This window comes from Legionella nigrisilvae (assembly GCF_977063395.2).
In genome coordinates, this window is the sequence record NZ_CDRUGZ020000027.1 from 1,007,287 (window position 1) to 1,021,042 (window position 13,756).

Genomic DNA, 13,756 nt, shown 5'->3' on the forward strand with positions numbered 1-13,756 from the left:
CCTGTGAATAGTATGCATAACATCATGTGAAATCAATTTATTTAGGTGCACCTCCCCTTACCCAGACTACTCCGGCTCACATCATTGAGTATAAGTTTTAATATAAAAAAATTCATAACCATGTTTAAATAGACCCAATAACAAATAAACAAAATTGAATCTTGAATTTGAATAAAAATCCCATTTCATTTTTAATTAGGTAACATTAACTTCAAAATACATATGGCTCATAACGATAGATATTTACAGGCAAAAAAAGTAACGCTTTTGGGAGCTATTTCAAATGCTCTACTTGGCCTCATTAAACTTATTGGGGGATATTTTTTTCACTCTCATGCACTGGTAGCAGATGGAGTTCATTCTTTGTCTGATCTCATAACAGACGCAATGGTTTTGTTTGCTTCCAAATATGGCAGTCTTGATGCGGATGCCAGTCATCCTTATGGCCATCAACGTATTGAAACAGCTGCGACTTTGTTGTTATCTCTCTTACTTATTTTCGCAGGTATTGGCATTGCATGGGATTCAATATATGACTTACTCCACTCCCATTTCATCACCCCCACCTGGTTTACCCTGCCAATAATTAGCATTTCAATCCTAAGCAATGAAATTTTGTTCCACTATACCCTGTATATAGGAAGATGCATTAATTCCAAATTAATTACAGCAAATGCCTGGCATCATCGCTCAGATGCAGCATCCTCGCTGGTTGTCTTAGTAGGCTTGGTTGGAAGTATTGCCGGTTTTAGTTATCTTGATGCCGTAGCAGCAATTATAGTCGGTCTTATGATTGTAAAAATGGGTTGGGATTATGCTTGGAATAGTGTAAAGGAACTAGTAGATACCGCAGTCAGTCCCGAGTTATTGGCACGCATTGAAGAAGTAATTCAAAATGTGGATGGAGTTGAAAAAATCCATCAATTACGAACTCGATCTATGGGAGAAGATGTATTAATTGATGTACATATTTTAGTTTCACCTAAAATTTCCGTTTCTGAAGGACATTACATAGCCCAACACGTCCACCATGCACTTGCAGACCAAATAGAAAGCGTTAAAGATGTAATTGTGCATGTTGATCCCGAAGATGATGAGCAATGCTGTCCCTCTTTGCATTTACCGAGCAGAAAAGTATTGCACGAATTATTACTTAAGGAAGTGCATATTGATTTCCCTCAAATTCAATTTTGGAATTTACATTATCTGGATGGCAAAATTGGGATAGATATAGTGTGCGATGATACTTTCAGTCAGTGGCAAGAATTACATAAGCGAATAATTCGGGCATTAAAACTGCAATCCGATATTGTAGAAGTTCGTTTATTTAGCTTGCATGAGGCCATGCATCCCCACTAAACTACGGGATTTAATTAAGTCTAGTTGTTTCTAGGTAAACTATGACCTGGGTGAAGCAGCGAAATCCGGGGTTTAAAAAACTTATTTAAGTCCATAAAATTCCCGAGTCTCACTTCAATTCACCTAAGCTGTAGTGCGACTGGATCACTATTTAAACTATAAAATTCTAGAATAAAGAATAGGATAAACAATGGTATCACCTACCAGCTTAAAGATTTTTTTTGCATGTTCCATTTTTATAGTCATTTTAATTGCTGGCTGGTATCCGTTTAGAAAACGAATTAAAGACGATCAGCATATTGATTTTCCTGTGGGAGAAACTTTAGCTACCGGAGTTTTTTTAGGGGCTGGATTGTTGCATATGCTTCCCGATGCGAATTCATTATTTCAAAAAATGGGATATAACTACCCTTTTGCTTACATCATTACCGGTGCCGTATTTCTAATTTTTCTCTGGTTTGAACATTTGGGTAAAGAACTTTATCATCATCATAATACAAAACATCCTGCCTTTGCCCTCTTAGCCTGGGGGATGCTATCTGTTCATTCAATTATGTTGGGCGCAGCATTAGGGTTATCACATTATAACTCCATGATCATTATGATCTTTCTTGCAATAATTACCCATAAATGGGCAGAAAGTTTTGCTGTTGCAGTGCAATTGAATAAAAGTTCTATGAGCATGAATACTAGCCTTGTCTTTTTCATCTTATTCAGCTTGATGACTCCGCTGGGTATTTATTTAGGTTGGTACTTTGGTCATGGAGTAGAAACCGATTCTTTATTTGACCCAATTTTACTTGCTGCTTCAGCCGGGACATTTCTCTATCTAGGAACCTTACATGGCTTAGAACGCTGTGTTATGGTAGAGCGTTGTTGTAATCTTAAAGATTTCAGTTTCGTGATTATAGGCTTCTCACTTATGGCGTTGGTGGCGATTTATGTCTAAATTATTACAACAGAAACCAATTATCCTCGCCTCCAGCTCTCCAATAAGATTAAAATTGATGCAATCTCTTGGTATTGAATTTTCTGTGATTCCTTCTCACTGTGATGAAGATGCAATCAAAGCTTCCTGTCACTCAGAAAGCGCACTGGGTTTAGGGTATGCGCTTGCAGCAAGTAAAGCATTGGCTGTAAGCCAGCAATTCCCGGAACATTATGTTATTGGCGCAGACCAACTTTGTTTGATTGGTAAAACTCTGCTGAACAAACCGTTGGATCATCCTACTGCTATAGACCATTTGCGTTTATTAAGCGGCAAGGAACATCTGCAAATTTCCTGTCTTTGCATTGCAAAAAATAATGAACTCCTATGGCAACATCATGAAACAGCGCATTTAACAATGCATCATTTAAGTGAAAAAACAATTGAAGCTTATTTGCAAAGTGAAAAGCCTTATCATAGTTGTGGGGGCTATCAGTATGAAAGCCAAGGTAAATGGTTATTTAAAGAAGTCCAGGGCACTGAAGATACCATTTTAGGTTTACCTTTACTCCCTTTATCCAACGCACTACTGAAAGTGGGTGCAGTTAGTTTCTGATTCAAAGCTCAGTTATGAATTAACTGGAAAGCAAATGCGCAACCAATGATTCCCAAAAAGATGGTATTTTTCCTCGGTCGGTATACATCAACTCAGACATAAAAAATAAAAAAATCATAAGCTTACGAATTATTGTATTTATTAAGATCATTTTGTTATGATTCTTTATCACTACCTTATGGCATTGAGAGTAATGGAAGGAAAACTTGAAAATCATGTTAGGCAATCACCGGCATTAAGTTTGTTTGAATTTAAAACTAAATTCACCAACTATATGAAAACATGTGCCATTTTTAAAATAACTGCTGAAAAGAGAATTGCCGAGTTAGAGTTAAGAAATGACCATGATGCTCTTATCGAACTGTATGAACAGATGATGGAAACTGTTCAAGAGCAAGCCACAGTTTATGAAGAGCACTTAAAAGCCGCTGAAATCTATACCAACAACACGTGGGAGTTGAATCCACGGATTGCTCGAGAAATTGACCGACAAAAAGAATATAGAGAGAAGTTACAGTTAAAATTGGTTCAAATAAAATCTTTAAAATTTTTATTTTCTTTGGATCCAAGTGGACTTATTGAGGAAGCATTAAAAAATAAATCATCAGCTTTACTCATTATTCAAACTCCGAAACTGATTGCACAAATCCCTAACCATCAATTACCGGATATGACGCGCCAAGACCCGGAGCTCATTAAGTCCCTAGCCCAGGTTTTAGGGGGCCGTGAGTATACGTTTGAGCTATCTAATCTTTTTACACGACTCAAACAGCAGGCACAAAATGAGGTTGATAACGTTTTCATTGTCGAAAAAGAAAATTCTGCGATCCGCGATTTATTACTTAAAATTAATAAATATCTTGATAAAAAAATAGATCAAGCCCTAAACCAAAATTCGCCTCCATGGGCGCTCGGATATTTTGGCTCACGTCATAAAATAAATAGAAACGATAAAAAGGTACCTGTTCCACAAGGGATCTATGAATTAAAAACTCATTTAGAGCAACTCAACCAATTCTCTCCCAGTGAAATCTTGGCAAAGATGCAAAATACACTGCAGATCAAAAACCAAGACAAGCAAGATGAATCCTTGCTTCAACAATTTAAAAGACTTATTAGCTATCTTTTGGGATACTGCCAATCACCAGAAACCTCAGCCGAATATGAATACTTGGATCAAGTAACAGCAGGAAAACTATCTATCTCTTGACAAATTAAGTACAGATCAAAACAATACTTCAATTGAAAAAGCAGACTCAACTGCATTCAGATTGAAAAAAATTTTAATCGTAATCAGGACTCAACATGCAAATTTCTAAAATACAAGCCCGTGAAATTCTAGATTCTCGGGGTAACCCTACTGTTGAAGCAGATGTTATTTTAAAAAATGGAACCCAAGGAAGAGCTAGTGTTCCATCCGGAGCATCCACAGGAAGTCGCGAAGCCTGTGAACTCCGGGATCAGGACCCCAAACGCTATAATGGTAAGGGCGTGCAACACGCTGTAGCTTATGTTAATCATGAAATCAACCAAGCCTTACATCTTTTTTCCATTGAAGATCAAAATGCTTTGGATCATAAACTATGTCAGTTAGACGGTACAGAGAATAAATCACGTCTTGGAGCCAATGCCATTCTCGCAGTTTCTCTTGCAGCTGCAAGAGCGCGAGCAAATGAGCATAAGTTGCCTTTGTATGCTGCTTTAAACCAAGGTGAAAAAATGTGCATGCCCGTGCCTATGATGAATATCTTAAATGGGGGTGCGCATGCGGATAATAATGTTGATATTCAAGAATTCATGATTATGCCTGTGGGTGCTGCAGATTTCCCTACTGCCTTAAGAATGGGTACGGAAATTTTTCATGAATTAAAATCTGTTTTAAAAAAACAAGGTTTAAATACCGCTGTGGGAGATGAAGGAGGTTTCGCACCCAATATAAAATCGAACCGTCAAGCACTAGATCTACTTTGTGAAGCAATTGAAAAAGCAGGATTTAAATTAGGTGATGAGATCGTACTTGCTTTGGATGTCGCTGCGTCCGAACTATATGACCAGGGCATGTATCATATTACTTCGGAAAATCAAAAATTTACCTCCATGCAACTTATTGATTATTATGCTAATCTCGTTGCTAATTATCCTATAGTAAGTATTGAAGATGGCCTGGATGAAAAGGATTGGAGCGGATGGAGTCATTTAACCGCCCAATTGGGTGGAACAATTCAATTGGTAGGTGATGATGTATTTGTGACTAATCCAAAAATTTTACAAGAAGGTATCACTCAAAAAGTGGCCAACGCCATCCTCATTAAAGTAAACCAAATCGGAACCTTGAGTGAAACGCGACAAACCATTCAGTTAGCCCACCAAAATGGCTATCGTTGTGTAATGTCACATCGTTCAGGTGAAACCGAAGATACCTTTATTGCAGATCTTGCCGTTGCTACAGGATGTGGTCAAATTAAAACAGGATCCCTATGCCGCACCGATCGGGTTGCAAAATACAATCAACTGTTACGCATTAATGAAATTGCCGCATTACCTTATGCAGGAAAATCCATATTAAAAAGATAGATTTTTCCATTTTAACTTGTAGCCTGGGCGAAAGCCGTAACCCGGGCTAGCATTTCTTCTGGACCTCAGGTCCACTCCCGCGGCTTCAAAACACTAATCTTCCGAAAAATGAATATTTGTGTTGTATTTGGTGCGATTAAGACAAAAACTGCTTCGAAATACTTTAATATTTGCTTCATTAGCAAATACTTTGCGTGCAAACTCGTTATAGTGAGTCATATCCGCAACATGAATTATTAATAAATAATCAGTCTCTCCTGAAACAAAATAGCATTGTTTAACCTCTTCTTGTTCCGCCATCTTACGTTCAAAATGTGCCAACAAATCCTCTCTTTGCTTTTCTAAGGTAATATTTGCAAAGACTATAAGCCCACGTCCTGCTTTAAAAGGATCGACCAAAGAAACGTCCTTTACAATGATGCCCTCATCACGTAATCGTTTCACACGACGAAAACATGGAGGAGCAGAAATTCCTACCTTTTCAGCAAGGGCCAGATTGGTAATTTGGTTATCTTTTTGCAGTAAATTTAAAATCTTGCGATCAATTTTATCCAAATGGACTTTTTCAACCTTATTTTCTGACATTTTTTCCGCATTTTTTTTCATATATTACCCATAATCTAAAATTTCACATTATAAATTGAAATAAAATGTCATGAAATAAAAAATTTATTTATTTTTATTTCATGTTACATTTTAATTCCGACAAAAGCTCTAAAAGGAAACAATTATGATAAGAAATGCGCGGATTGATGAAATTGATAACTTAAATAAACTCATTGAGCATTCTGCACGTCGGTTGAGCCAAGAAGACTATTCAGAAAAGGAAATTGAAGGAGCAATTCATTTTATTTTTGGAATAGATAAAGAGCTTATCCAAGATCAAACCTATTACGTCATAGAAGATGAAAGAACTGTAGTTGCCTGTGGTGGATGGAGTAAACGCAGCACCTTATTCGGTGGTGATCAATGTAACGCACGAGTAGAAGGTTTTTTAAACCCACAAACAGATTATGCCAAGATCAGGGCTTTCTTTGTGCATCCAAACTACGCTCGGAAAGGTTTGGGAACAATGCTTTTGGAATATTGTGAACGGCAAGCATTGCTTCATGGATTCTCAAAAACGGAAATGATGGCAACCTTACCTGGCGTAAAACTATATCAGGTTTGTGGCTATCAAATTATTGAATCAGAATATTTTTCCCTCCCCGATGGAAACAAGTTTAAAATGGTAAAAATGATAAAACACTTATAATTAAACCTTTTAAAAGGAGAGGTTGAGTGCGGTGAACTATACGAAGTATAGTGGTTTCGCTTCACTGTACTTATCCTCACTCTAATGCTAGTTATTTTTTTTAGAATGATAATCTGGGATTTCTTTAGGATATCGGCCTTTTATTGTTTTAAAAAAATCAAGAATCATAGGGAAGTCTTTATCAATATTACCCGAGGGTTGGAACTTTTTATGAATTCGAAGTTCTTTTGTTGAATAATCTGGACCTACCATAACTATCGGCAACCCTGCTTGGCATGCGATATGGTAAAACCCCTCTTTCCAGCGGGTTACTGCACTACGCGTACCCTCAGGAGTAATCGCAAGCTTAAACTCATCACGGGAACGAAATATTTCTACTACTTCATCTACAGTCTTATTTTTTTTAGAACGGTCTACAGGGGCTCCACCCAAGAACTTCAACAACACACCTAAAGGAAAAAAGAACAATTGATCTTTTGCCAAAAAGTTAATTTTAACACCCAAGGAAAAACGGGCAAACAACCCCACGGCAAAATCCCAATTACTGGTGTGAGGAGCAACGACGACCAAATACTTTTTATCTTCTGGTAATTCGCCGACAACTTTCCATCCAAATAGTTTTAAAATAAAACGACCGAATTTTTTCATAATCAAAATCAATAATTATTTCTTTTTAGTATATACAAATTATCATGTTGATACACCTCTATCTCACCTAGGAATCTAGCCCATTAATCCAACAATGATAAAAAACCAATAATCCACACCACGATGTAATTATTTATACTAAAATGATACATATATATAGGTGGAGCTATGGAGTGCCAAATGAAAAAACAAGATCCTGCACTTGAATTTTCCAACCCGCGTTTACTGGCAAGTGTTTATTATGGATTACTCTCTGTTGTCGGAACGATTCTCATTAATGCTTTTCTCACAACAATTGGTTATGTCGAGCTTGTACCTCTATTTAAAGCCGTTATTCTGGGAATGATTGTAGCTTCTATCACTGGAGCTATATTTGGAGAACGAATCATCCATTGCCCTGAACCTTATAAACTCAAAACATTTATGTTAGGTTTTATCATGGTTCTACTTTCACTACCTTTCTTTGATCTCGGTATATTGCTTTTTATGGACACAACAGAAAACCAGGCATTGAGAGTGAATAGTTTTAGCGATTTTCTATATGCGTATTGTGTGATCCTTGCTTACAGCTATATTCTTTTTGGATTCTTACTCGCCATTGCATCGGGATTAGCCTCAATCTATTTACGCGGCCGATTTGTCCAGCATGTTTTGTATACGGATAAGAGGGAAAGTCATCGCTTACCTCGATATGTAAAGGCAAGAAAAAAAACCAAATCTAAATCAGCACCGAAAACTCGTACTTTGCAGCGCAAAAAAACTTAAGTAAAATCTTCTTTTACTTTGCTTGTCATCGCATTCTTGCCTGAGGGAAAGTTCAAACCTAACCAGGGATCCTATCTGAGATTCCTGGGGTTCCACTTTCGTGCCACCTAGGCTTTAAAGCACCCTGAATATAATTGATTTTGGACTTTTATGCCTACATGTACTTTCACTGATAAAGAGGATCTTTTTCTTCGATTAGCTCAAAACAACACTGTTCTCACCCCAAATAATCGCCTCAGTGAAGCGATACTTCAACAGTATTTCGCGCAATCTAAAAAACAAACTGTTAAAAAACCGCGATGCATGCCTTATAGGGTTGCGCTCGTTAAGGTCTATGAACAGCTCAACTGTATCAATCCCAATAGTTCTCATCCCACTTTGTTGAACAACACTCAATGCCAGTATTTATGGCGAAAAATAATTCAGTCTGAATCTGATATAACCTATAGCGAGGGTCTGCTCGAGTCCATAATGAGTGCTTGGGAACGTTGCCAACTCTGGCAAATTAGCATGGAAGATCCGACTTTTTACTACACTACGCAAACCCAACAATTTCAAAAGTGGTGGCAATTATTTGATAATCAATTAAAAGAACTCCATTTAATTACTGAATATCACTTAATCCCTTATTTACTCAATGCTAATAGTTCTTTTTTTTCCCAAGATATGGTTTGGGTATGTTTTGATGATTTTACTCCTCAGCAAATACTTCTGCAGGAACATCTTGATAAAAAGGGATTTAGGCAATACCAATATGATTTGGAAGAAAAATTATCCACTACTTCAGTATTTGCGGCGAAAGACAGCAAAGAAGAATATCAACAGCTTATGTCCTGGCTTCATTTAAAAATACAAGAAGGAAACCAACGCATCGGAGTCGTGGTACCCAATCTAGAGCGAGAATCTCCTTCACTACAAAGAATGTTGACGCAGCATTTTGAACCTACATCCTTTAACATCTCTTTAGGACAATCTCTAAGCGATTTCCCTTTAGTCGCCCATGCTTTATGCTGGCTTAGATTGGATGCCCATCTCAGTTCACATCAAGCAAACTTGCTTCTTCAATCACCTTATTTAGGTGGCTCTAAAGAAGAATTCATCGCACGCTCTGAGTACTTACAAGAGGGTGGATTATTAGCAAATCATTCGCTCCCTTTAAGTAGTTTGATAAAGGACCTGCATCGAGGCTCCCCACATCTTGCTGATTTATTAGACAATCTTACTCCTTATCCTCCTGAAGCTCCGGTTGAGGAATGGATAAACCTATTTCAAAAACGTCTAAATACTTTGGGATTTCCAGGTGAATATACCCTTAGCTCGGAAAATTATCAGTGTCTAAATCGTTTTATTGCTGTTTTTGATGAACTGAGACAATTTGCTTTACTCAAATCAAGTTTCACACAATCAGAGGCGTTAGAGGCAGTACGGCATCTCACGGACAACACCATTTTTCAGGCACAAAAAACCAATGCCCCCATTCAAATTTCAGGTCTTCTGGAGGCTTCAGGATGTGAGTTTGATAGTTTATGGATCACGGGATTAACCGATCAATGTTTGCCTCAAAAAGTTCAATTATCCGCATTTATTCCACCGCCGTTACAACGTCAATTATGCATGCCTCATAGCTTGCCTGCTCGTGAATTACAGTTTGCTCATCAGATCGTGCAACGATTACAAAGAAGTGCCGACTCTATAGTATTTAGCTATGCTCAGTTAGAGGCGGATACCCCCAATTTACCTTGTTCATTAATTACTCATTTCCCTAAATTTGAACCTCTATCAAAATCTTCTGAGATAAAATTATCTGAATTAATAACTCTAGAAGAACACTTTAACATCCCTGTATTACCCGAAGAGAAAATTCATGGAGGGACAGCAATTCTATCAAATCAAGCCAAATGTCCTTTTAAAGCATTTGCTGAACACCGCCTGCGTGCTAAAACCTTTTTACAAACAAGAGATGGTTTAGACCATAAAGAACGCGGCCAAATCATTCATAAGGTAATGGAGCTGTTATGGCAAAAATTGGAGAGCCACTATAAATTGAGTCATTTAAGCGAAGAGCTGTTGGAACTGCATATTGATGAAGCTATTCATGGGGCTTTAGCCTTATTAAATAACCAGTATGGTGACTCCACGAATCAAATCAGGGAGATAGAATATACCCGTTTAAAACGTTTGGTCCACGCCTGCCTTGAATGGGAAAAAAAGCGTGCTCCTTTTACAGTCGCAGCTCTTGAGCAATCTTATGAAATTAATTTAGCTGGCATTGATTTTCAAGTGCGTGTTGATCGCTTAGATCAAATTGAAGACAAGAAATGGGTTATTGATTATAAAAGCACTCTACCAACCAGTAAACCCTGGAATGAAGAACGACCTAAAGAATCACAATTATTGGTGTATGCATTGCTTGATGAGCAAATAAATACGCTGTTACTCTTACAATTGAAAACCGGGAAAATTAGCTGCTATGGTTTTAGCGAAGAAAAACAAAGTATAAGCGGAATAACCTCTTTAAAGAAAGATGAAACATGGACGGAATATAGGAATATCTGGCAAAAACAACTCACTGATTTAGCACAAGAATTCCAAGAAGGTTACTGCGCGCCGCAACCCTCTCATTTAACTATTTGTCAACAATGTGATTTTCAGAGTTTATGTCGTTTTCAAGTAGAAGAGTAAATATTCAATTTTGACTTTGACATAAAAATAATCTTATTTTGATGTCGCACTTTTGTTAATTATGTTATAAGACTTTTAACCCATTCAAACACAATTGAAGTGGTTTTAATCCCCATGGTTTCCCTATTATTAATAATAACAACGAGATGAATCATGCCTTTTAATCATACGAAATTAGAACGACGTTTAAAAGCTTGTAACAAAAAATTACGCGCTCTGTTTGCTGATGTTGAAGATGTAAAATTACAACACCAAGTAAATGCAGTAAACGATTATTATAACCTTTCTTATACCAAAGCAACTTCTGCGCAAAGGGTTGAACAAATTGCTGCCAGCTATGAATCATTCGTAGATCGCTTAACCAATGTAAAGAATGGAGAACTGAATCCCAAAGAAGCAGCAGAACAAGTTGGAAGTGCTTGTGAGTCCAGAAAAATTGGTGTTTTATTCCATAATCTTGCTAAAGCATGCGAATTTATGTTCTATGCAGCAACAGCATTTTCGCTGTACGCAGGTATCTTTGGTATCGCTCTACCCGTACTCATTGTCCAACCAGTTTTAGGTGTTGCCGTCGGAATAACCATTGTAGGAGCAATGTTGGGAGCAATATACAAAGCCGGTAATTGCCTCACAGAATTAAGATCATTAAGTCGTCATGATACTGAATACACGAATGAGATAAGTTTGGTTTCATTCTTTAAACCAAAGCATCAAGAAAAAGCACTTTACCAAACTGAAAAGGAGGAGTTAGATACTTCTTGTTGTTTTAGTGCAGTATCCAACTAAATTCCGTCGTCTATATTCTATAGAGTAGCCTGGGGGGTAATGCAAAATGAAGTTTCGCTTTTTGCTGACCCAGGCTAAATTTTTTATAACACTTGCTACAATTGCGAAATTTAACCAGATGTTTAATAATGATAAAATCACGGGACAAGGGAGTGAACATGTCACTCAAATTAGCTAAGGTACGAATTCTATATAGTAGTTTACTTGCATGTTTACTGACTAGTTGTTTTCATCCTCCGTATAATAATTTCAAGCCAGTGCACCCCATGCCGAGGAGAGTTGCTACTGGAGCTGTTGTAGGGACTGCGGTGGGCGCAGCAACAACAGGAACTGTAGCCGGAGCCTTAGTAGGTACTGTAGCCGGAGGCACGTTGGGCGCTGCCGTAGGACTTTACAAAGCCAGTAGAGGCAGCATTATTAAAGAATTAAATAAAGAAAATATCGAGTATGTACAATATGGGGATACGATTACCTTAATTGTCCCTGTTGATAAATATTTTATGTTTGAAAGCCCTCGCCTCAATGAGATTTGTTATCCAGGTTTGGAAAATATCATTAGATTATTAAAATTTTATCCCAACAGTCCTGTTTATGTTGCAGGATTTACGGACAATGTAGGTACACGTCACCATAAAAAACTACTATCCCAAGCTCAAGCTGAAACCATGCTTACCTTTTTATGGGCTAATAACATTCCTGCCCAACTTCTTAAAGCAGAGGGTTATGGGGATAAAAATGATGTAGGTGACAATAAATTAATACATGGTAGTGCATTTAATCGTCGCATTGAAATTCAGTGGTTCAATAATTACGGTACTAAGACTTGTGCAACATGTCCAATTCCAGTACCATCGCCCGTAGTATATTCAATGAAGTAAAGGCGAATAATGCAGTCAAGATTTATTGGTGGAATTCTTTTAATTGTTGGTACCTCTATAGGCGGAGGAATGCTCGCCCTACCCGTTGCCAATGCAGCAACGGGTTTTTGGCAGTCTTCGATTGTTCTGTTCCTTTGCTGGGTATTTATGACCTTAGGAGCATTTTTCATTCTTGAAGCAAACCTTTATTTACCTCGCGGAAAACATATGGTTTCCATGGCACAAGCCACTTTGGGTAATTATGGCTTGCTTGCTGCCTGGATAAGCTACCTTTTCCTACTCTATACCCTGCTCTCAGCATACATTTCAGGGGGATCTGATGTATTAAACAGTCTTCTTTTTAAAATAGGATTGCACCTTGCTGATTGGCAAGCAAGTTTGTTGTTCACCCTTCTTTTTGGACTAGTTGTTTACGGTGGAATTCGTTATGTGGACTATGTCAACCGCGGCTTGATGTTTGGTAAATTGGCTGTTTATTTCTTGCTAGTATTATTTATTGCACCACATATTGAATTAGAACATTTACGTCATGGGAACATCCAATATATTGGAGGTGCCATTATGATTTTAATTACCTCTTTCGGATTTGCCATCATTGTTCCCAATCTAAGAGATTATTTTGATGATGATGTAAAACAATTGAAAAAAGTTATTTTTATTGGTTCGTTAATTCCTCTCTTTTGTTATTTGGCTTGGGATGCTGTAATTATAGGCGCACTTCCCTCTGAAGGAAGTCAAAATCTTGAGAGTTTAATGCATAATCCACACACTACCAGTGCTCTAGCAAGCCTACTCTCGAATAAAGTACAAAATACCATGATCAGTGCTTTATTTAATTTCTTCACTTCTATTTGTATGCTAACTGCATTCCTAGGCGTATCCCTTTGCTTGTACAGTTTTCTTGCAGATGGATTAAAGTTACGTGAGCGAGGAAATCATGGCATCGGGTTATTTTTACTCACATTTGCCCCCCCATTACTTATCGTTGTTTATTATCCTGGCGCGTACATTCATGCATTAAGTTACGCCGGTATCTTTTGTATCATTCTCCTACTACTTTTACCTGCATTAATGTGTTATTTTGGCAGAAAAAGTCATCGTTCTGTTTTTATCGTTCCAGGGGGTAAATGGACCCAGGGTGCTGTAATTGTTGTTTCTATCGGATTATTGATACACGAACTTTTGAATTTACTGTAAATAATCAGAATAGATCCTCATCACTCAGGATTTTAGCATGACAGGGATTATGTGATACATTGACTAAA

13 protein-coding genes are annotated in these 13,756 nt (G+C 37.5%); 11 read left to right on the forward strand and 2 right to left on the reverse strand.

Annotation, left to right across the window (positions count from 1 at the left end; all coding sequences use genetic code 11):
- Window positions 1-222 precede the first annotated feature (222 nt).
- The 5 genes from ACWTE2_RS21735 to eno all read left to right on the forward strand — a co-directional run bounded on the left by ACWTE2_RS21735 (window position 223) and on the right by eno (window position 5,477).
- Window positions 223-1,359: a cation diffusion facilitator family transporter gene (locus ACWTE2_RS21735; protein ID WP_454784331.1), complete on the forward strand. Its 1,137-nt coding sequence runs from the start codon at window positions 223-225 to the stop codon at window positions 1,357-1,359.
- Window positions 1,360-1,549: 190 nt separating this feature from the next.
- On the forward strand, window positions 1,550-2,308 hold the full coding sequence (locus tag ACWTE2_RS21740) for a ZIP family metal transporter (protein WP_182391302.1): 759 nt from the start codon (window positions 1,550-1,552) through the stop codon (window positions 2,306-2,308).
- Window positions 2,301-2,903 carry a Maf family protein gene (locus tag ACWTE2_RS21745; RefSeq protein ID WP_454784332.1) on the forward strand — a complete coding sequence of 201 codons (603 nt, stop codon included), beginning with the start codon at window positions 2,301-2,303 and terminating at the stop codon, window positions 2,901-2,903. Before ACWTE2_RS21740 ends, ACWTE2_RS21745 begins: the two co-directional genes overlap by 8 nt.
- Window positions 2,904-3,096: 193 nt before the next feature.
- Window positions 3,097-4,113, forward strand: coding sequence for a hypothetical protein (locus ACWTE2_RS21750; protein WP_454784333.1), 1,017 nt, complete (start codon window positions 3,097-3,099; stop codon window positions 4,111-4,113).
- Between the two features lie 95 nt (window positions 4,114-4,208).
- On the forward strand, window positions 4,209-5,477 hold the full coding sequence (gene eno, locus ACWTE2_RS21755) for a phosphopyruvate hydratase (RefSeq protein WP_454784334.1): 1,269 nt from the start codon (window positions 4,209-4,211) through the stop codon (window positions 5,475-5,477).
- Between the two features lie 93 nt (window positions 5,478-5,570).
- Here eno and ACWTE2_RS21760 read toward each other — a convergent pair whose 3' ends face one another.
- On the reverse strand, window positions 5,571-6,083 hold the full coding sequence (locus ACWTE2_RS21760; protein ID WP_454784335.1) for an Lrp/AsnC family transcriptional regulator: 513 nt from the start codon (window positions 6,081-6,083) through the stop codon (window positions 5,571-5,573).
- Window positions 6,084-6,207: 124 nt separating this feature from the next.
- Between ACWTE2_RS21760 and ACWTE2_RS21765 the strand changes: the two genes are divergently transcribed.
- Window positions 6,208-6,732, forward strand: coding sequence for a GNAT family N-acetyltransferase (locus tag ACWTE2_RS21765; RefSeq protein ID WP_454784336.1), 525 nt, complete (start codon window positions 6,208-6,210; stop codon window positions 6,730-6,732).
- 87 nt (window positions 6,733-6,819) lie between these two features.
- On the opposite strand, the gene ACWTE2_RS21770 is transcribed toward ACWTE2_RS21765, so the two are convergent.
- Complete coding sequence (locus ACWTE2_RS21770) at window positions 6,820-7,380, reverse strand: lysophospholipid acyltransferase family protein (protein ID WP_454784337.1); 561 nt, start codon at window positions 7,378-7,380, stop codon at window positions 6,820-6,822.
- A gap of 180 nt (window positions 7,381-7,560) precedes the next feature.
- Between ACWTE2_RS21770 and ACWTE2_RS21775 the strand changes: the two genes are divergently transcribed.
- From ACWTE2_RS21775 to ACWTE2_RS21795, 5 genes are all read left to right on the forward strand, one after another.
- Window positions 7,561-8,145, forward strand: a complete 585-nt coding sequence (locus tag ACWTE2_RS21775; protein WP_454784338.1) for a hypothetical protein — start codon at window positions 7,561-7,563, stop codon at window positions 8,143-8,145.
- 150 nt (window positions 8,146-8,295) lie between these two features.
- A complete protein-coding gene (locus tag ACWTE2_RS21780) occupies window positions 8,296-10,827 on the forward strand; it encodes a PD-(D/E)XK nuclease family protein (RefSeq protein ID WP_454784339.1) in 2,532 nt (843 codons plus the stop codon).
- Window positions 10,828-10,980: 153 nt separating this feature from the next.
- Window positions 10,981-11,613, forward strand: a complete 633-nt coding sequence (locus ACWTE2_RS21785) for a DUF5638 domain-containing protein (RefSeq protein WP_454784340.1) — start codon at window positions 10,981-10,983, stop codon at window positions 11,611-11,613.
- 158 nt (window positions 11,614-11,771) lie between these two features.
- Window positions 11,772-12,491 carry a C-OmpA-like family protein CmpA gene (gene cmpA, locus ACWTE2_RS21790; protein ID WP_454784341.1) on the forward strand — a complete coding sequence of 240 codons (720 nt, stop codon included), beginning with the start codon at window positions 11,772-11,774 and terminating at the stop codon, window positions 12,489-12,491.
- Between the two features lie 9 nt (window positions 12,492-12,500).
- Window positions 12,501-13,688 (forward strand): amino acid permease, encoded by a 1,188-nt coding sequence (locus tag ACWTE2_RS21795; RefSeq protein WP_454784342.1) that lies wholly within the window; start codon window positions 12,501-12,503, stop codon window positions 13,686-13,688.
- Window positions 13,689-13,756 lie beyond the last annotated feature (68 nt).